The organism is Bacillus sp. A260 (assembly GCF_009861435.1).
GTDB lineage: Bacteria > Bacillota > Bacilli > Bacillales > Bacillaceae_G > Bacillus_A > Bacillus_A cereus.
In genome coordinates this window covers 3293764-3313841 of the sequence record NZ_CP046398.1, presented here as the reverse complement: position 1 = coordinate 3313841, position 20078 = coordinate 3293764, and the positions used below count along the sequence as shown (strand labels likewise).

Below are 20078 nucleotides of genomic sequence, written 5' to 3'. Positions count from 1 at the left end.
AACTCTGTCTGTGAAAAATAAATCTCTAAATTATAAAGTGTGGATAATAGGATTTAATTGTGGTTTCATTTCGAATGGTACAATAAATGAATGTGGAAAAGTAAAGGAGAAAAATTTAAATAAACTATATAAGTAGTAAAAATGAAAAGGAGAAGTATCTAGTGTTAAATATAAAAGAAAGAATTGGACAAATAAAGCTTAAAACGAAGTTGTCTATGGCATTTATCGCCATATTAATTATACCTAGTCTTATCGTAGGAGTATCATCTTATAATAAGGCAAAAACAGATCTTAATGAAACAATCCTACAATCAGCAAAAGATAACGTAAGTATTTTAGATAAGATTGTAGATGATGAATTAGAAAATAAGCATACAGATGTAACCCATTTTGCAAAGGTACTTACACAAGGTGATTATAATCCTGAACAATCGCAAAATGTACAGAGTAAATTTGATCAATATATACAGTTACATCCAGAGATAGAAACGATTTATACGGCATCCAGTAACAATCAATTTATTCATGCACCTGTTGGCAAGATACCAGAAGGGTTTAATCCATTAGAAAGTAGTTGGTATAAGGATGCAGTAAAAGCAGATGGAGAGATTATTGTTTCATCTCCATATAAATCAAAGTCTACAGGAAATATGGTAATTGCAATTGCAAAGCAGAATGCAGATAAAAGTGGTGTCATTGGCGTAGATTTGAATATTAAAGATATCGTAAAAACATCCAAAATGATAAAAATTGGGAAGCAAGGATTTGTATCTATAGTTAGTCAAGATAAAACTATAGTTGTTCATCCATCACTAAAACCTGGAGAGAAATTAGATAAAACTTTAGTGGATGAATTGTACAAGACAGAAGATGGAGTAATTACTTATAGCCTCAATGGTGAAGATCGAAACATAAGCTTTAAGACAAATAAAAAAACAGGTTGGAAAATAGCTGGCGTAATGCCTACGAAAGAAATTGAAGAAGCTACCAATCCTATTTTTTATAAAACGCTCACTATAATAGGTGCTTCATTATTGTTAGGTGGAATTGTAATTCTATTCATACTCAAATCTATAATTACTCCACTAAGACAATTAGTCATTTCAGCTCAAAGAATTAGTCAAGGAGATTTAACCGAGAAAATAGATATTCGTTCAAAGGATGAACTTGGTCAATTAGGTGGTAGTTTCAATACAATGGCAGAGTCGTTACGTAATATTATTTCTCAAATTAACACATCTGCAGGACATGTAGCTGCGTCTTCTGAGGAACTAACTGCTAGTGTAGAGCAAGCAAGTGTTGCGACAGAACAAATTACAAAAGAGATGGAAGAAATCTCGAACAGTGCAGAGGTTCAAAATAATGAAGTTGAGTCTGGAGCTGAATTAATTGGTGAGGTAACACGAAATATTCAATACGTAGCTGAGAATGCTTCTGAAGTATCGGCTTCATCCATATACACTAAACAAAAAGCCAATGAAGGTGAACAATTAGTAGAACAAACTGTAACACAAATGCAGTCTATCCATCACTCTGTTTCTCAATCCGATAATGTCATAAAATTATTAGATAAGAAATCACAGCAAATTGGCAGTATATTAGAAGCGATTCAAAATATTGCGGAACAAACAAATTTATTAGCATTAAATGCAGCGATTGAAGCAGCTAGAGCTGGGGAACAGGGGAGAGGGTTTGCAATTGTTGCTGATGAAGTTAGAAAGTTGGCGGAGCAATCATCCGAATCTTCAATGGAAATTGGAAGTTTAATTAAGGAAATACAAGCAGACGTACATGAGACTGTAAAAGCTATGAATGAAGTAGGCGTAGAAGTACAGTCGGGAATTAAGGTTGCGAATGATACAAAACAAAGTTTTTATGAGATTTCAAAATCTGCAAATGATATTGTATCAAAAGTGCATGGTATGGTAGAACTATCAAATAAAATGACAACTGATGCAATGAAAGTTGATACATCGATTGATCAAATAGCTATGGCTGTAAAAGAAAATTCTTCAAGTATGCAAACGATAGCTGGTTCATCTGAGGAACAACATGCTTCTATGGAAGAGATAAATTCTTCAGCAATACAATTAGCACAGATGGCGGAAGAACTTCAAGAGTTAATTGGTGGATTTAAGATTTAAGTTGAGATTCTAGGAGAGAATGCTAGAATCTTGTTACAGAGTGGAAATGAAAAATCTTATAACATAGTAAATAAGTATAATATGTACTCTCTATGCGTATTGAACAGGCAGATAAGCCATTTAAAAACCCTCCATTTGGAGGGTTTTTAAATACATTTACATTAAATTTGTGGTGGTGCACCACCATAATCGCCAACACTATATGAAGGAGCAGGATAATGCCCATGAGTAGCAAGCTGATTTGCTTTAGAAAACTGAAAAATTCCCACCGTTAATACCCCAATAAAAGCAATGCCTGATAATAATAAGCTAATTTTTTTCATTATTTTAACACTCCTTTTGCGATTGATTTTTGTCTTGCTTGATAACAAATATGGAAATAGTCACTTACTTTTTGGTGGTTCTCTAATTGTCTACATTTTGTGGCAAATAATTCGGCGTATTCGACAACATATTCCCATAATTCTTCTTCCTCAAAGTATAAGATTCCTTCTTGAATGATTTTTTCTAATTCTTCCAATGGAATATTTTCGTTTAATTTTTTTAAAATAGAGAAGTGGTGTGTGTATTCTTCGTTATGAATTTCTCTACAAATCTGTAGTCCCTTATCAATGAGTTGGCTGGCCGTTGATTGTTCTCCTAACTTATAATGTTCCTTAGCTTGTAGGAAGATGGCCTTGAAGTGTGTAGGGATTTTCTCTGTTACTTCTGAAAGGTGACGAATAGCTAAAGTAGACATACTTTGATCAGAATACAGCCACCCCATAGTATTTTTTACGTATAACAAGGAATCTTCTTCCCTATTTTTTTGTAGTAAATCAATTGCGCAATGTAGATATTCTTCTGCTTGTTCGTACTGTTTTAAATAGATGCAGCAACCACCTAGCAAACTATTACAAAAGGCTGTTTTTACTTCATAACCTTCGTACTTTGAAAAGATTGCTCTCGATTTATTTGCGTACTCGATAGAAGCGAGATTGTTATAGGTATGGTGATAGAAAGTAGCAATTCTATAGTAAAATTCAGCATGTTCAATTTCATCTGGTATAGCTACCAATATTTTTTCTGCTAGTTTATAATGTTCCTCTGCCTCAGTATAATTAGATATAAAAGTGGAATGAATGGATTTGAAAAAATGATAATAGAATTGTAGAAATTGATCTGTAGGCATATCATAATCGCTAATAGTATCAAAACTATTTTGTTGAATACCAAGGCTATCTGTTAAGACCTTGTAACGAAATTCGAGTAGTGAATAGTATAGTAACAAATTTTGATCCTGATGTTCTTGATCCGGCTCAATGCTTAACTTATTAATTTTTTCATCAATTTTCTTTTTTAGATTAGTAGCTTTTATAACTTGTTGAGATAGCATAGCTCGATACCAGTCGTTCAATAGAGAGGTTAATTGCTCATTTCCCTTTACTGAAACACTCATAATATACGCCCCCATTTTCTAAAAAAATCCTAATCCAATTTAATTATAAACATCATAACAAAATAGAAGAAAAAATGGAGTGATATTACAATATTTTTCAAGAAAATTCATAAAAAACAATCAATTTGTGTCGAATATACTTAGAATAAAACATCCAAAAATTATCAAAAGATGATATGAGTCTTTATACGTTCTATCAGGTGAACTTAGAAACTGTGATTGAAGATTTATGAAATTTCCTTTTCTTAAAACGGATCAATTACATATTAATTTTTAAATTATTTTATCGGATACATATAGTATGTATCCGATAAAATATATAAATCTTGCGTATGTAAATAAGAAGACAATAAAGAAAACAAAAAAGAACTTGTAAGAATTCCTACAAGTTCTTTTTTAGATAATGTAAAAAGGTGAAACAGAACATCTCATTATTTGTAATAGTGAAATTATCTTACTTATGGTTTTGTTTTATAGAAGATGTACTATATTGAAGATTTGTTCTTATTGTTGATTAAAGGCAAATTAAAGACTGGTAGGGAGGAAGTGCATAAAAGAGAAAGCCTTCTTTACTTATTCTGAAAAGATAATTCAAAAATCAATTTGTGTATAGAATAAGCAATGCATGAATTCATCAACATTGGTGATAATAAATCAGAGAATCAATATATAAGCATGAACTTTAGTGGAATAGCTACAAGAAGGGGATAATTCTATAATAGTAGATATAATTATCAAAATTTTCATCTTAGTTACTTTTCGGGTAGGATAAGTAGAAGAAAATAGGAAGTTTTTCTTTGAAGAAAGCTCTTTTGACAGGAATAGATTTTTTCATAACTAGAACAAATAAATTAATAATCGCATATACTGTATTGTCGTTAAAGCAAGACATTATTTTCTCAGAACAAGGGAATCACTAGAAAAATATGTGATTCCTTTATGCTTAAGTATAATGTCAATAGTTGATTTGAAATAACCGAAGAAATAAAATCTTTGTTAATGGACAATCACATAATTTTAGGTATAGTAGGTTTATAATTTAGACTATAAAAATTAATGTATCTTTTATTATTTTAACCAAGAAGACTCCCTCCATAAGGAACTCACAGCAAGTATGGGGAAGTGGGAGTAGTTCAAAGCATACAATATTGTTTGATTTGGCTAATACATAGATTTATCATCTCAGAACTGGTGTAAGAATTATAATGTTTATACCATTCTATTGTATTTTCTAAAGTCTGTTGTAGGGACCATTTTGGCTGCCAATTAAGATTGAATTTTGCTTTGCTAATGTCAAGATTTAGTAAATTTGCTTCATGAAAATTTATTGGACCTATATTTTCTGCTGTCCAATCCCCGCAGCCCCAAATATCTAGTAAACTGGTCACTAATTTTTCTACTGGAACAATATTGCTTAGGGATGGCCCGAAGTTCCATGCTCCTGAATAAAGGATACCATTATTTATAATTTTTTCTGTAAGGAGTAAATACCCGCTTAAAGGTTCTAGTACATGTTGCCAGGGTCTAATAGCAGTAGGGTTTCTAATAATAATGTTTTTGTTTGATTCTAATGCTCGTATACAATCAGGAATAATTCTATCTATTGACCAATCACCACCACCAATTACATTACCAGCTCGAACGCTTGCAATTATTTTCTTGTGTTGAGAAAAGTTTTCTTCTGAAAAGTAAGAATTTCGATAGGAAGAAATTAAAAGTTCACAGCATCCTTTGCTTGAGCTATATATGTCATGGCCGCCCATAGGGTCAATTTCACGATAACCCCAAGGCCATTCTTTATTTTCATAGCACTTGTCACTTGTCACCATAATTCCTATTTTAGCTGATTCATGTAATCGAATTGCCTCTAGTACATTCATAGTTCCTACAACGTTTACCTCGTATGTTTCTCTAGGATATTCATATGAATAATTAACTAGAGGTTGGGCAGCTAAATGGAATACAATTTCAGGTTTATAATCTGTAAAAACCTTATTTAATTTATTAAAATCTCTAATGTCTCCACGAATATCAATTATATTATTTTGAAGGTTAGTAATGTTAAAGTTATCATTCTTATTTTTAGGATCTAATGAATATCCGATTACAGTAGCACCTAATTCATTCAACCATAGGGATAACCAAGAACCTTTAAAACCAGTATGTCCAGTAATTAAAATTGTTTTTCCGTAAAAAGCATTATTAAAGTTTTGGTTTAACAATTAGTCCACCTCCTTTAGTACCCTATTTTTAGGGGGTTAGGTATAAATGTTTATTATTTTTATACCAATTAACAGTTTTTATAATTCCTTCTTCAATATTAATTCTAGGTTCCCAGGAAAGAGAGTTTTTTATTTTTTGCACATCCGCTTCAGGAACCCATCTTTCATTTGTTCTAGAGGAAATTGCACCGTAATTTGGTCTGGAATTGGTTTTCAAATGTTTGAATAATAATTCTACATAATGTTTCAAGGGGTGAATAGTGCCGCTCCCAATATTAAAAATTTCATTTTGTACAGTAGTATTTTCTACTGCTAGGATACAGGCATCTATTACATTTTCTATATAACAATAATCTCTTAATTGATTACATAAAGTTAAATTTACATCTTTGTTTTGTAATACTCGCAAGATTATATAGCTAAAAATTTTATGCGGCTCTTCGCCTTCTCCGAATATGCCAAAAGGTCTTAATGTTATAAGATTAATATTGTTTTCGCTAGCAATTTGATGGGCGAGTATAGTAGCAGCAGCTTTGGTACTTCCATAGATATCCACAGGAGTTAGTAACATATTTTCATGAATAGGTTCCATCTTGTTACCGTATTCAGAACTACTCCCAAAATTGATGATTTTTTTACAATTCACCAATTTTGCTGCTTGAATAATGTTACAAGTCCCTATAACATTTGTTTCTATAGCATGGATGTAATCTGTATGGGCAGAATTTACACCATAGGCTGCCAGGTGAAAGATATAATCGGGATTAATTTTCTTTATTGCATCTTGTACTTGTTTTTTATCTCGTATATCTATTTCATAGGTTTCAATATATTTTAGAATATCCTTTAGTCTCCAAGAGTTTGATGGTGTTCTTATGAAAAGAACAATTTTTGCTTGTAAATTTAAAAGTCTTCGTGCCAAGTGAGAACCAATAAAACCGTATCCACCAGTAATAAGGAAAGTTTTATTTTTAAATGAAGCAATCATAGTGATAATCTATCCTTTATTAAGATGTATTTTTAGTTGCTGAAATAAATAGATTTATTTTTAAATAAGGAAAGTATCAGTCTTAATTGTGATGAGGGGAGGGGTATTTAAAATAATTTTTTATTGTTGTTGTATCAATTTGATCAGCAAATAAAGAGGAGGAAGGTTTTTGAAAAGTATTATGAAGGGTATGACATGTCTTATTCAATTGTTCAATATAAGGAATGTATATATAATCTAAAACTGCTGGAGGTAATTCTAAAGTTTCGTGTTTCCATAAATCGAACTCATTTGGATTAATAATTTGCATACTTCCAAAATGAAAAGCTATTAATTCATCTTGATCAATAAAAACTTTATTATCTGTTTTGGATATAGAACTGCTATTTAAAATGACATTCCAAGGTGCTGCATCAATACCTCTATGAGTCATGATTTTTATATTAGAAAAGATGTTAGGAATGTGATTTAAATATTTTTGATCACCCCATCTATCCATTTCAACATCATAATGATTATTACAATATTCTAGGCATTTATCTTTCCACCATGTTAAAATTTCTTTACTATTTTGATCGTTTTTGAAGCCTACTAAACCAGCTTGGTATATACCGTGTATGCTTTCAATTTCAGTAGAGCTTCTTTGAGGGCAAAGGAATACAGAGTATTTCCACCACTCATCAAGAATGATATTAGGTGCTGTAAAGAAATACATATCAGCATCACAATATATAATGTGATCAACTTCCGGATAAAGACTAAGGACATGTAGACATAGGGGCGCTTTTAATGTCCAACAATACTCTTGTAAACTTCTATCATTTTTTATACTGAGGAGTTCATGATTTTCAATTTCTTTTACCGGAATTAGTATGGCGTGCTTTAATTTTAATTTCTCTAATATTTGATAAGTTAGATCATCCATACAACAGATCCATACAGTAAATTTAGCGTTGAAATTTTCTAAGGAATAATAAGAGGTCAATCCTTGAATTAATCGTTCTTTACTTATAATCATGGAAAAGTTCATAAAATGATTGGATTGATTCATTTTTCTTCTTAATTGTGAATCTTTATATAAAGTTTGAGCTTTATTTATATCTTTTTTACTTAAAAATTGTTTAGTATCTTTATTGAATTTATCCTTTAATTGCTTTAAAACAAATTGAATTCTCTCTAAATACGGAGTGTAAATATGGTTTAATATATTATTGGGTATTGAAATTTCTCCCAAAGACCAAAGATCAAAATCATTTTCAGTAAAGATAGTAATACATGCAAAATGGTAAACAACTAGTTTGTCGTTTTCAATAAATATATCATTTTTAGTCTTGTCAATTTTATAATCGTTATTATATATACAGTTCCAAGGCGCAGCATTTATACCTAAGTTATTTGAAATTTTTACTTTTGGAAAATATATAGGGATATAATCTAAATACTTTTGGTCTCCAAATTTCCCCTCTTCAGCCTCGGCACTGCACCAATCTATACATTTATTTTTCCACCATCTTACACTTTTTAGTCCATAGAGATCATTCTTAAATCCAATTAGACCAGCCTGATATTTTCCGTACATTTTTTCTACCCAATCACGATCTCTTTGGGGGGTTAGGAAGATAGAATGGTCACCCCATTCCTCAAAAATAATATTAGGGTCAGAGAAAAAGCATAAATCACCATCACAATATAGAATAGATGGTAAATCATAATTGACCAATAAATATTCTATCAAGACAGATTTTAAAGTCCAACAATATTCATTTACTTTTCTTTTTCTCTTAATTGCTTTTAGTTCACGATCTTCTAATTCTTCAACTTGTAAAAGGTTTACATTAATTAAACTCATTTCTTTTAATAGTGAATATGCAAAAGGATCTATACAACAAATCCACAATGTGAATTTTTCTGAGTACTGCATTAATGATTGCTGTAAAGCAATAATTTTCAAGACATACTCACTACCTACAATGACGCAGAAATGATTATTTAGATCATGTTGTTGATTATAGAATTGGGGATTAATTCTTTTTTGAGTATTTTTTTTGGAGAGATTTGAAGCTTTAATTCCTGTTGAAAGTGGGTTAACTATTTTCTCATTAGAGGGGATGTACAATCGGGGTAAACTTATTTTTTTATCATTAGAGTTCAATGCTTATTCAGTCCTCTCCACTAAAATTTATTTGGATTCCAACTTTCATTTACAGTTTTTAAATCTTTAGGTGTATCGACACTAGCCCAAAAGTCATTGTGTTCATAGACGGCGAGCTCATTGTCTTTTATTAAATTTCGAAGAGGATCTTCTTCTAGAACACAATCATCATTATTACTTAAATAATTGAATATTTCTTTGTTAAATACAAAAAAACCGCCATTAATTACTTCATCAAGTAATGGTTTTTCTTTAAAATCAATAGCAATTCCATCTTCGACCGCCAATAGGCCGTATTGACTATTTTTTTTAATTCCAGTTAATGTAGCAATTTTTCCTTTTTCTTTATGGAATGCTATTAGTTGATCAATATCTATATTGGCTAATCCGTCACCATAAGTTAATAAAAAGGTTTCACCCTGTACAAAGGATTCAAGTTTTTTTAGTCTTGCCCCGGTCATTGTATCAATTCCTGTATCTATAAAGTGTATATTCCAATTTTCTAATTTCTGAAGTAGCGTATATTGACTGGTTTTAAAATTCAAACTAAAGTCATTCTCTTTCCAGCTAAAGTCCATAAAATATTCCTTAATTTTCTCACCTTTATATCCTAAGGGTAAAATGAAATCAGAATGTCCATATTTTCTATACCAATTCATTATATGCAAGAGGAGAGGCTTTCCTTGAACTCGAACTAATGGTTTGGGAATGTCCTCTAAAATTCCTTGCATCCGAAGCCCTTTTCCGCCACACAAAATTATGACTTTCATAGATTTATTTCCTTCCTCTCTATATATTTTACTAATTTAAACTATGTAGTTTGTTTGGTAAATGTATACACGGTTGTACCATAATGACAATCAACTAAAAAAAATATGTTAGATTTATAATTCAGATGCTGATTAAACGTGGAGAATACACACTGTAGTTTATCATGAATTATATGTAAATTAGGTTCTTTTAAAATCTATGCTTTAGTTTATTTAATATTAATGAAAGAAATTGCTTGTTCTTAAGATAAAAGAAGGGGAAGGAAATCAAGGGAATTGAAGAAGCTTATAATGAAATATCCAAGAAGACAAAATATAAGATAAAGTATGGAAGTAAGTAGTCGTGAATGCACTACATAAGCAGAATATGCTGATCGCATAAATGATTATACAGAAATCAATAGAAGAATAACAAAGGAAATTAGCCATTTAAAGGAAAATGGAACAACTATTTTTACATTTTATAAATTCAAAAAAGAGCACCGCATAAAGGTGCTCTAGTGATGGAACTAATTTTGTAAAGAACTATTTATTCAATAAAGAAGGACTTACGAATTATTATATGAACGTTTTGTTAATTAAGTGTGTATCAATTAGACAGGAATTTTATTTTTCTACACCTATTTGATTTTACGGGCCAAATCATTTTAAAAGTAAGAAGAAAATTATTAAGTTAATGTTATTTTGTTTAAAATAACATCCCAATCGGAATCATCACCTTCCCATCTATCCTGATAACGTGGGAGTTCAATTGAACAAACCCTCGATATTCCCCAATTTTGTTCAACAATATTAGATATACCCTCCTTGAAATTAACAATAAGAATATTAAAATCCTTATTTGTAATTTTAGATAATACGTTTTGTAATTCAACCGCTTCATCTCGATTTCCCCAAATTCTAATGAATAAAATGGATTCACTACTATTTATTTTTTCAAGGAATCGATTAATTCTAGTGTCTAATTTAGCTTTAAAAGAAGGATAGGTTGATTTCAAATCCTTTTCGGAATTAATAGGAAAATCATGCATTGAAAAACAATTATAATAAGTGTCCTTTATACAGTAGGTAATTCGTTCTGCCCATTTAATTTGATTATCAAATTCTGATTCAATAAGACCGTAACTTTCTGAACCTTCTATAACCATATTTTCCAACTTCATGAATTTTTTAAATCGATTTTGAAGTAATCTGTTTACATCTGAAAGTGATGGATAATAAAACCAATCTAAAGGTCCAGAAAATGTTCTTAAATTGTGTCTTTTGATTTGGTTGGTGACTTGACACAATCCTCCTAAACTTACAATTACGCCATAGGATTTTTGTATATCTTCTAGGTTCATCCTCATCATCCTTTATAAAAGTAATTTAAATTATCTGTTCAGTATATGATGCAATAACATATTGATGTGGACCTATATATCACAGTACATAGAGCTAAGACATTTGTATAAATTTAAAAAGTCAAATACCTAAGTTGAGGGATTTCATCTTTGACGTTATATCATGGAGTTATTATTGGAATGAAAGCTGGTAGGGATATTGCGCCAGAGTTATATATTCTCCAGTAACTTAATTTAGAAACCTGTTCTTGATTACTGTAGTAAAATTGTTGTTCTTTTAAAAGAATCCTTAGATAAAAAAGAAAAATCTATTGGCTAGCATTTAACCAGTAGATTTTTCTTTTCATCTTCATAGTTTTCCTGCCTCTCTTAAAGTTATGATATATAATCTTTTAAAGACTGACACGGTGCATTTTTTTTCATAATGCACGCAAAAAAATCAGTTTAAGAATTATGTGAAATCGTGTCAAAAAATTAAAGGTAATTATATATGTATTTAAGATGATATCCATCTGCGTGTATTTTTTAAAATTTTTAGATAAATGCAATGATAATGGCTTCTTAAGAATTAATTTAGCACCTTGTTTATTTAGAAAAGCCCTATAAACCATTTAGTTCATAGTAAAAGTAATATATTTAATATTAAATGTCTTGCATAATGCGATAAAATTTCACAATTTTTTATCAATATATACAGAAAAAGGTAACGAAACTTAAGCGATATTTAATACTTTTCATATTTGTGAAGTATGTGAATTTGTTTATTTTAACATCTAAGATGTTAGATGTTGTTTTTTAAACATTACTTATCCGGATTCATGAAAAGTATTTTAATGCATTATTTTTATTTTATATAATAATATTTAGTTTTAATATTAAAACTAAAATATGGAAGTAACATAGGGGATTTACGCATATAGTAATGTTGATGGTAAAATTAACAAAATTTTCATTTAAATCAGATAAAACTATGATGTTTTTAACTTATAATCATGTTACTACGATGAAAAAATGGCTACTAATTAGTTAATTTAAAAATCAATTTTAGATAGGAAGAGGATAATGAAGACCAGAGATAGTTATAAAATTATTGTAATTGGTGCTGGGACAGCAGGACTATCTTCTACTGCACATTTATTACGAAATGTACCCCTATTGAAAGAAAGTATAGCAATTATTGATCCATCAAAAAAACATTACTTTCAGCCACTATGGAGTTTAGTGGGGGGAGGAATTGTTTCAAAGGAAAGTACGATGCGTAATCAGGAATCGCTTATTCCAAAAGGGGCAACGTGGATCCCTAAAAGTGTTGTTGAGTTATTTCCATCTGAAAATAAGATACTTTTAGATGACGGACTGCTACTTGAGTATGAAATTCTTATTGTAGCAGCTGGTATCCAAATAAATTGGGACAGTATTAAAGGCTTAAAAGAGTCTATTGGCACTAATGGGGTATGTAGCAATTATTCTTATACATATGTTGATTCTACTTGGAGAGAAATCGAAAAATTTAAAGGAGGAAATGCGCTTTTTACCCACCCTAATACTCCTATTAAATGCGGTGGTGCTCCACAAAAAATTATGTACTTAGCAGAGGAGTATTTTTGTAATAGTGGTGTAAGAAACAGAAGTAAAGTAATATTTTATTCTGCAAACAATAACATATTTCAGGTTCCACGATATGCAAATACTTTAGAACAAGTACTAGAAAGAAAGCAAATTATAACGAATTATAATAAAAATCTAGTGGAAATTATCGCCGAAAAGAGAGAGGCAATTTTTGAAGATACGCAAACACTAAAAAGAGAAACCGTACCATATAGTATGATACATGTTGTTCCGCCAATGGGGCCACCTAATTTTATTAAAGAGAGTGAGATAAGTGATCATCAGGGGTGGGTAGATATAAGCCCTTATACTTTGCAGCATGTGCAATATAAAAATATTTTTGGACTTGGAGATTGTACCAATTTACCTACCTCTAAAACTGGAGCAGCAATTCGAAAACAGATACCCGTCTTAAAACAAAATATTATGGACGTACTTAGCGGAAGAGATTTACAGGCTAAATATGATGGATATACATCATGTCCGATTGTTACAGGATATAAAAGTCTTATACTTGCTGAATTTAACTATGAACATGAGCCTCAAGAAACGTTTCCATTTAATCAAGCGAAAGAACGGTATAGTATGTTTTTACTTAAAAGATATATGTTGCCATATATGTATTGGAATTTAATGTTGAAAGGGATTCTATAGGAGAAGATAAAAAGTGGTTACAAAAATTGAAAATTAATTTGAAATAACTAATTGGAGGGAATAGCTATGCTTTTAAAATATTTTTATGATGAAAAATTAGCACATGCTTCCTATTTAGTCGGTTGTCAGAAAGAAGGCGTAGCAATCGTTATTGATCCTAGTCGCTATATAGAACAATATATAGAATTTGCTAAGAAAGAGGGGATGGAAGTAATTGCTGCGGCTGAGACTCATATTCATGCTGATTTTCTTTCTAGGTCTAGAGAACTTTCTAATCTTTACCCTGCAAATTTATATGTATCTGATGAAGGAGATTGTGATTGGAAATATCAATATCTTAACGAAGGTCGATACAAATTGGTTAGAGAAGGCACAGAGTTTAAAGTAGGTCATATAAAATTTAATGTAATTCACACCCCAGGGCATACGCCTGAAAGTATTTCTTTTTTAGTAACTGATACAAGTCAAAATAATTATACGAATGATAAACCGATAGGAATATTCACAGGTGATTTTATATTTGTAGGAGATATAGGAAGACCGGATTTATTAGAAACTGCAGTCGGTATTAAAGATACTGCAAAAATAGGAGCGAAACAATTATTTGATTCTATACAAAAAATAAAAATACTTCCTGATTATTTGCAAATATGGCCATCACATGGTGCGGGAAGCGCATGTGGAAAAGCATTAGGAGCAATTCCAACTTCTACATTAGGTTATGAAAAGATGTTCAATTGGGCATTTCGGTGTAATGAAGAAAGTGATTTTATATCGACTTTATTGACGGCACAGCCAGAGCCTCCAAAGTATTTTTCATTAATGAAGAATTTAAATAAGTATGGTCCGCCAATTCGTAAGAAGAGAAAAAGTACTGCTATTAATACAGTAGAAGAACTTCAAGAAATTTTGAAGAGCGTTTATCAAATAGTTGATATAAGGGATGTAGAGAGTTTTGCTGCAGGTCATATCGAGAAGTCAATTAACATACCTTATAACAATTCTTTCACAACTTGGTGTGGATGGTTATTAGATTATAAAAAAGAAACTTTAATAATTCTAGATGAGGAAAAGGTTAAAGTAGAGGCAGTTATTAGAGAATTTGAATCTATTGGGTTAGATAATATTATTGCTTTTGCACCCTTAAAAGTAATACAAAGACTTGATAGATTTGAAAGTTACAAAGAAAAAACATCGATTGAATTATATCCGCATATAAAAGGTGGAAGCGTTAAGGTTATCGATGTGCGTAGTAAAAAAGAGTGGGAGGAAGGACACCTTCATGATGCAATACATATCACTTTAGGTAATCTATTTGAACAACTAGATTATATACCGAAAAATTTTCCAATAGTTTTGCAATGTCGAACCGGATTACGTTCCGCTATAGCAGCTAGTATGTTACAAAGAGCTGGTATAAAGGAAGTAGTGAATTTAAAGGGAGGATTTCTTGCATGGAAAGAAGAAGGGCTTCCTTATACAACATGCAATCTCAATGTGTAGGAAAATATTATATGCTAGGTAAGAATAATTAAAAGAAGTTATAGATGACGTGTTAGAAAAGGGAATCATAATTGTCGCAGATTCAGGAAATACATTAGGATTATTAATTGATTATCCAGTTAAATATGAAAATGTAATATTTGTTTTAGCATTAAATAATTTAACATTGGATCCATCTTTTATGGAATGGCAGTGTTGGAAGTACTTAGGTATTATCAATAAGAACCCAATTTAAAATTCTCTTGGATGCAAGAGAATTTTTTTATTGGGAATAGTAAGGGGGAGGGGAGGTGCATTACATATGGGAAAAGGTAGAAGTAATAATGCTGGTAAAAAGCAACCGAATTTTGATGATTCATCTAATTTTGCTAAACAAAGCCAGCCGACAGAAAAGAAGAAGAAATAAGAACAAGAGCTCTCTTGATAAAGGGAGCTCCTGTTAAAAGTGGACTGACGTTTCAGAATAACATATCGATGGATTAACCCAATAGCCATAAATACAAGGTTTTAATTTTTCGAAGGGCATCTAATTTAATATTATTGTCCCGCTTTTTTATACTTATTGACGCGTTAAATCCATTTAAAATGCTCCTTAATGGCGTTGGGCGTGATCTTCATTAAAATTTTTTAAACCTAATGGGACTTACCATTAAGAGGGCGAGGATTAAAGTAATCCATGCATTACTATATGAAAACAATGCCATACCAGCCAATGATAATCCTGCAGCTGGAATAGGTAATCCCTTAAAATATCCAATAGTTGGTTTAATACTAAATTTAGCTAATCTTAAAGCACCCATTGTTGGGAATAGGATAAATGCCAAAGAAGTTAAAATAGAAGGTGTTGCTATCGTATGAAATAAAAGCGCAGGAGCGACGCCGAAACTAACAATATCAGCTAAGGAATCCAATTCTACGCCAAACTCACTGTTCACTTTTAATTTTCTTGCAATTCTTCCATCAAGAAAATCTAAAACAGCTGAAAAGAAAATGAGAATGGAGGCTGCTCCTAAATATTCACTCATATTCAAGGTGATTGAGAAAACACCGCACAATAAATTTCCAATCGTAAATAAATTCGGTATAACTTTTACAAGCTGATTAAACAAGTTTGTTCCTCCTAAATTAATTAAACTTCACATTTCTGTAGCAATTTCTATATATTCTTCCGTTATTCTTAAAAATATATGACCACTGTATTACTGTAAGCTAATTAAATTTCGATAAGAGAAAAATTGATTTCTTAAATGTTCCACTGGTTTATAAAAATGTTTAATCATTTTCAGTACGCGTTATTGAATATTAGCACCTGATAGTTGATATTTCGAGTAGTCAGGGATTTTCCGGTTCTGGTGCAAAAAATTCAAGGTAATTAAAAATAATCTCTAAAAAGGAGACATAATGATATTATTATTTTAAAAAGGTTCGTGGTTGGTATCGAATATAAAAAAATAGAATTTTTATACAAAAATCACCCGAAAGGGTGCCTTTTGTACCTCTTAAAATGACTGAAGATGTGTTTACTTGAGTTCATTAGGTAGTTAGAGGTTGATAGACTATCTTTAACGAAAATGTTGAGTAGTTCATCTTCATTATATATCAATTTAATAATGATTGGGGATTTAGAAAGTTCCATGGAAAGTACATATCAACCTGATTGGAAGATTGGAAATTTAATAACTGGTGATACATGTTACTTAACGCAACATTTTGGTGCGCAAATGAAAATTTTTAAAGTCCACACAAATGGTACCCTAGAACGATTCCAAACAATAGAACCAGAATTAAAATAAAATTTTTGTAGCATCAATTAAATTCATTTCTTTTTATGCAAACACACTTTCAGCGGAACTAACTTCTTCACTATTTTGCGCTGGAAAGACTTTATAAAAAATGGTTACGTTTTCTGATCTTGAAATAACCCTCTCAAATTGCAATCCTGCTTTTTCTAAAAGCTTTACTGCATCAACAATAGAAGTAATTGCTACAAAAGTTTTTCAAATAAAATTTATAAAAGCTTGATAGGTAATACCAAGGGAAAAGACCGTAGCTACTATATGTGCAGTCCATTTAGGCATATTTAAATTTAATACGGTATTGTACAACATTCCATATACGATACAAATGATTAATATGAATGCAATGAATTGAAGAACTAATAAAAATAGAGGTTGTTCCATTTATTCTCACTTCCTTTATTTGATATATTAATATAATTTATTTAAATGTGAAAGTTTTATTTCTATGAATTTCCGAAAAATGTGATATGAAAGGCATAGTAGTAATCACAAGAATTACTGCAAAACTATAATGGAACTAAAAGTATTATGACGAGATCAGTAAAATAGTAAAGAAGGTCACCATTCACGGCGACCTTCTTTACTATGCGTTATACCCAAATAATTTTAAATCTTCTCCTGAATCTGAAATGATTTTCTCAAATCGTAATCCTACTTTTTCTAAAAGCTTCCCTGAGGCGATGTTATCTATAGAAGTAATTGCTACAATTCGTTTCATGTTGAGCTTTTGTACACCGTATTCGATTATCGCAGAAGCTGACTCGTAGCCGTATCCTTGTGAACGGAATGTCTCTAAAAAGGCAAATCCGATATCAACATCTTCTAATGAATCTCTTTTAATAAGGCCACACATACCAAGTGGAGTGAGATCTTCTTTTCGTTCTACTAAGTAAAGGCCAAATCCGAGTTTGTTATACATATCGATGGGACCGTTTACAATATAATTTTTTGCATCTTCTAAGTTTCTAACTCCTTTGTCACCGATAAACTGAATCCATGCAGGATCGTTTACTAACTCAAGAATAAAAGGAGCGTCTTTTATATCAAACCAACGAAGGTTAAGACGTTCGGTTTCAAGAACTATCAATTATTACACCACCTTTAAAAAGTTATAACAATTAGTATGGATTGTGTAAAACAAAAGTGCAACATATTTTAATGGGGGTGTTTGTTCACATAAAGTTCGTTTGTTTTGTATAGAGAGATATTTTATAATTAGGATTGATTGTAAAGAGTGAGATACTTATACAATGACTCCTAGGTGACTAGGAGTTTTTACTATATAACTATCATTATTACTAAATATGACACACTACACATTCTACTCAAGGAGGTACATAATGAAGAAATTATATAATGCATCGTTTACGTATTTGATTATCGGTTTATTATCAGGGATTTTCGCTAGGGAGTATGGTAAGTATAAAGGGATTTTAGGATCTACTTTGTTAAATCTTTTGCATACACATACACTTGTACTTGGCTTTTTCTTCTTTTTAATTGCTTTAGGATTAGCAAAAGTATTCGCGTTTCATGAAGTGAAAGGGTTTAATAAGTGGTTTGTTTTACATAACATTGCATTAACATTAATGTTAGGTTCGCTAGCAGCGAGAGGGCTTCTTCAGTTAAATGGAGCTGACTTTAAAGGGTTAACTTATATTGTAGGATTTTCTCATTCGTTGATGGCAGTTACTTTAATTTGGTTTATGTTGTTAGTAAAGAAATCGTTTAAAATGTAGCGAAAAAGAACTTGTAGCGTGTGCTGCAGGTTCTTTTTTGTATGTTCAGGTTAAATAATCTTATTTTTCTAATTATTTTGTCTGAAGATGGTATACTTGTTTTAAAATTAAAAAGGAGAGTTGATTATGGAAATAACAATTGAACATGTAGTAAATGAATTAAAAGGCATACTTCCTGAAGATCGAGTAGTAATAAATATGACAGTACGAGAGTTACATAGTAAAGATGAATCTTACCACGTTAGTAGTTTACCTGATGTAGTTGTTTTTCCAAAAACGACCGAAGAAGTTAGCGCGATAATGAAAATAGCGAGTCAGCACGGAACAGCTGTCGTTCCATTTGGAGTAGGGTCCAGTTTAGAGGGACATGTAATTCCTTACGAAAAAGGAATTACAATGGACTTTTCTCTTATGAACAAAATACTTGAAATAAGAGAAAAGGATTTTCTTGTGAGAGTACAGCCAGGGGTGACGCGCTCTCAGCTTAATAAAGAATTGAAAAAGTATGGATTATTTTTTAGTGTAGACCCAGGAGCTGATGCAACGTTAGGAGGAATGGCTGCTACAAATGCGAGCGGAACGACAGCGGTAAAGTATGGTGTAATGCGTGATCAAGTTCGAGATTTAGAAGTCGTTCTTGCTGATGGAGAAGTAATACATACCGGGAATTTAGCGGCGAAGTCATCATCAGGTTATCATTTAAATGGTATTTTCGTAGGATCAGAAGGAACGCTTGGATGTTTCACAGAGTTAACTTTAAAAGTATACGGTATACCAGAACATGTTATGGCTGCGAGGTCATCGTTTCCAACTATAAATGATGCAGTAGAAGCTGTAATTAACATATTACAAGCAGGTATTCCAATCGCGAGAATTGAACTCGTTGATGAATTATCTATGAAACAAGTAAATTATTACAATGAAACAAGTTACAGAGAAGAACCGACACTGTTTTTAGAGTTTCACGGCAATGAAGCAGGGTTAAAGCAAGATATTGAATTTACGAAAGAAATCGTTCTTGATCATAAATGTATAGAAATTACGTTTGAGACGGAAACAGCAGAGAGAAATAAACTGTGGGATGCAAGACATAACTTAGCGTACTCTTACGTGCATAGTTATCCTGGTAAAAAGCTAATGAGTACAGACGTATGTGTGCCAATTTCGGAATTAGCTGGAGCGATTCAACATGCGAAAGAGGTATTAGATAAAGTAGGGCTTATTGGCGGTATTCTAGGTCATGTTGGAGATGGGAATTTCCATGTACTCTTAATGATTGACACAAATGATAAAGAGGAAGTAAAGAAGGCAGACGAAATAAACGAAAGTATCGTTTTGTATGCTCTTAAACGAGGAGGAACGTGTACAGGAGAACATGGCGTTGGAATCGGAAAACGAAAGTATCAAGAAGAAGAACATGGGGCGGCATTATTTGTAATGGAGAAAATAAAGAAAGCTCTTGATCCGCAAAATATTTTGAATCCGAATAAGGTGTTTCAATTAAAAGATAGGGGCTGATTGGATGAAAGTACTAGAAGCGATAAGTAATATAGCTGGAAAGTATTTTGCGTTTTGGACCGGCTGCTGCACTCCCAAGTGTATTAGCGGCAGTATGGCATAACATTGCAGGGCCAATATTAGCAACCATCTGGTCAAAAAATGCAAAGAATACTTTCAGCGATGAAAATGTATTAATAAATATAGAAAAATAGGAATGA

16 protein-coding genes and 1 pseudogene are annotated in these 20078 nt (G+C 31.4%); 7 read left to right on the top strand and 10 right to left on the bottom strand.

Going from position 1 to position 20078, the window contains the following annotated elements:
* Positions 1–161: 161 nt before the first annotated feature.
* Positions 162–2144, top strand: coding sequence for a methyl-accepting chemotaxis protein (locus tag GD442_RS16655; protein ID WP_000932065.1), 1983 nt, complete (start codon positions 162–164; stop codon positions 2142–2144).
* 161 nt (positions 2145–2305) lie between these two features.
* Here GD442_RS16655 and GD442_RS27815 read toward each other — a convergent pair whose 3' ends face one another.
* The 7 genes from GD442_RS27815 to GD442_RS16625 all read right to left on the bottom strand — a co-directional run bounded on the left by GD442_RS27815 (position 2306) and on the right by GD442_RS16625 (position 11057).
* On the bottom strand, positions 2306–2467 hold the full coding sequence (locus GD442_RS27815) for a hypothetical protein (protein WP_086407700.1): 162 nt from the start codon (positions 2465–2467) through the stop codon (positions 2306–2308).
* A complete protein-coding gene (locus GD442_RS16650) occupies positions 2467–3582 on the bottom strand; it encodes a Rap family tetratricopeptide repeat protein (protein ID WP_000116953.1) in 1116 nt (371 codons plus the stop codon). The genes GD442_RS27815 and GD442_RS16650 overlap by 1 nt, the downstream gene beginning before the upstream one ends.
* Positions 3583–4715: 1133 nt before the next feature.
* Positions 4716–5804 carry a CDP-glucose 4,6-dehydratase gene (gene rfbG, locus GD442_RS16645; RefSeq protein WP_000934347.1) on the bottom strand — a complete coding sequence of 363 codons (1089 nt, stop codon included), beginning with the start codon at positions 5802–5804 and terminating at the stop codon, positions 4716–4718.
* 28 nt (positions 5805–5832) lie between these two features.
* The gene (locus GD442_RS16640) at positions 5833–6792 is read right to left on the bottom strand and encodes an NAD-dependent epimerase/dehydratase family protein (protein ID WP_000561952.1); all 960 of its coding nucleotides are present in this window, start codon (positions 6790–6792) and stop codon (positions 5833–5835) included.
* An 82-nt stretch (positions 6793–6874) separates the two neighbouring features.
* Complete coding sequence (locus GD442_RS16635) at positions 6875–8944, bottom strand: glycosyl transferase (protein ID WP_001087527.1); 2070 nt, start codon at positions 8942–8944, stop codon at positions 6875–6877.
* A 20-nt stretch (positions 8945–8964) separates the two neighbouring features.
* Positions 8965–9714, bottom strand: a complete 750-nt coding sequence (locus GD442_RS16630; protein ID WP_000864434.1) for a sugar phosphate nucleotidyltransferase — start codon at positions 9712–9714, stop codon at positions 8965–8967.
* Between the two features lie 668 nt (positions 9715–10382).
* A complete protein-coding gene (locus tag GD442_RS16625; protein ID WP_001047153.1) occupies positions 10383–11057 on the bottom strand; it encodes a papain-like cysteine peptidase in 675 nt (224 codons plus the stop codon).
* Positions 11058–12119: 1062 nt separating this feature from the next.
* On the opposite strand from GD442_RS16625, the gene GD442_RS16620 reads away from it, so the two are divergent.
* Positions 12120–13319, top strand: a complete 1200-nt coding sequence (locus tag GD442_RS16620) for an FAD/NAD(P)-binding oxidoreductase (RefSeq protein ID WP_000857313.1) — start codon at positions 12120–12122, stop codon at positions 13317–13319.
* Between the two features lie 66 nt (positions 13320–13385).
* Complete coding sequence (locus tag GD442_RS16615) at positions 13386–14822, top strand: MBL fold metallo-hydrolase (protein WP_086407701.1); 1437 nt, start codon at positions 13386–13388, stop codon at positions 14820–14822.
* 617 nt (positions 14823–15439) lie between these two features.
* On the opposite strand, the gene pssA is transcribed toward GD442_RS16615, so the two are convergent.
* The gene (pssA, locus tag GD442_RS16610; RefSeq protein WP_000483080.1) at positions 15440–15931 is read right to left on the bottom strand and encodes a CDP-diacylglycerol--serine O-phosphatidyltransferase; all 492 of its coding nucleotides are present in this window, start codon (positions 15929–15931) and stop codon (positions 15440–15442) included.
* A gap of 501 nt (positions 15932–16432) precedes the next feature.
* Here pssA and GD442_RS16605 point away from each other — a divergent pair.
* Entirely contained in the window at positions 16433–16615 is a 183-nt protein-coding gene (locus tag GD442_RS16605; RefSeq protein WP_002041581.1) for a DUF5065 family protein, read from the top strand.
* 204 nt (positions 16616–16819) lie between these two features.
* Here the strand turns inward: GD442_RS16605 and GD442_RS16600 are convergent, their stop codons facing one another.
* A complete protein-coding gene (locus GD442_RS16600; RefSeq protein ID WP_000437513.1) occupies positions 16820–17002 on the bottom strand; it encodes a hypothetical protein in 183 nt (60 codons plus the stop codon).
* 202 nt (positions 17003–17204) lie between these two features.
* Entirely contained in the window at positions 17205–17708 is a 504-nt protein-coding gene (locus tag GD442_RS16595; protein WP_000636203.1) for a GNAT family N-acetyltransferase, read from the bottom strand.
* Positions 17709–17961: 253 nt separating this feature from the next.
* Here GD442_RS16595 and GD442_RS16590 point away from each other — a divergent pair, with 253 nt between their 5' ends.
* The 3 genes and pseudogenes from GD442_RS16590 to GD442_RS16580 all read left to right on the top strand — a co-directional run.
* Entirely contained in the window at positions 17962–18360 is a 399-nt protein-coding gene (locus GD442_RS16590) for a DUF2871 family protein (protein ID WP_000737893.1), read from the top strand.
* Positions 18361–18486: 126 nt separating this feature from the next.
* On the top strand, positions 18487–19878 hold the full coding sequence (locus GD442_RS16585; RefSeq protein WP_074554889.1) for an FAD-binding oxidoreductase: 1392 nt from the start codon (positions 18487–18489) through the stop codon (positions 19876–19878).
* Between the two features lie 53 nt (positions 19879–19931).
* Positions 19932–20072, top strand: a pseudogene (locus GD442_RS16580) (bile acid:sodium symporter family protein); the annotation flags it as partial.
* Between the last annotated feature and the right edge of the window lie 6 nt (positions 20073–20078).

Bases quoted from the DNA above. Each gene is read 5' to 3' on its own strand.
- GD442_RS27815 (WP_086407700.1), bottom strand. From the start codon at position 2,467: ATGAAAAAAATTAGCTTATTATTATCAGGCATTGCTTTTATTGGGGTA.
- GD442_RS16650 (WP_000116953.1), bottom strand. From the start codon at position 3,582: ATGAGTGTTTCAGTAAAGGGAAATGAGCAATTAACCTCTCTATTGAAC.
- GD442_RS16640 (WP_000561952.1), bottom strand. From the start codon at position 6,792: ATGATTGCTTCATTTAAAAATAAAACTTTCCTTATTACTGGTGGATAC.
- GD442_RS16630 (WP_000864434.1), bottom strand. From the start codon at position 9,714: ATGAAAGTCATAATTTTGTGTGGCGGAAAAGGGCTTCGGATGCAAGGA.
- GD442_RS16625 (WP_001047153.1), bottom strand. From the start codon at position 11,057: ATGAACCTAGAAGATATACAAAAATCCTATGGCGTAATTGTAAGTTTA.
- GD442_RS16620 (WP_000857313.1), top strand. From the start codon at position 12,120: ATGAAGACCAGAGATAGTTATAAAATTATTGTAATTGGTGCTGGGACA.
- GD442_RS16615 (WP_086407701.1), top strand. From the start codon at position 13,386: ATGCTTTTAAAATATTTTTATGATGAAAAATTAGCACATGCTTCCTAT.
- GD442_RS16605 (WP_002041581.1), top strand. From the start codon at position 16,433: ATGATTGGGGATTTAGAAAGTTCCATGGAAAGTACATATCAACCTGAT.
- GD442_RS16600 (WP_000437513.1), bottom strand. From the start codon at position 17,002: ATGGAACAACCTCTATTTTTATTAGTTCTTCAATTCATTGCATTCATA.
- GD442_RS16590 (WP_000737893.1), top strand. From the start codon at position 17,962: ATGAAGAAATTATATAATGCATCGTTTACGTATTTGATTATCGGTTTA.
- GD442_RS16585 (WP_074554889.1), top strand. From the start codon at position 18,487: ATGGAAATAACAATTGAACATGTAGTAAATGAATTAAAAGGCATACTT.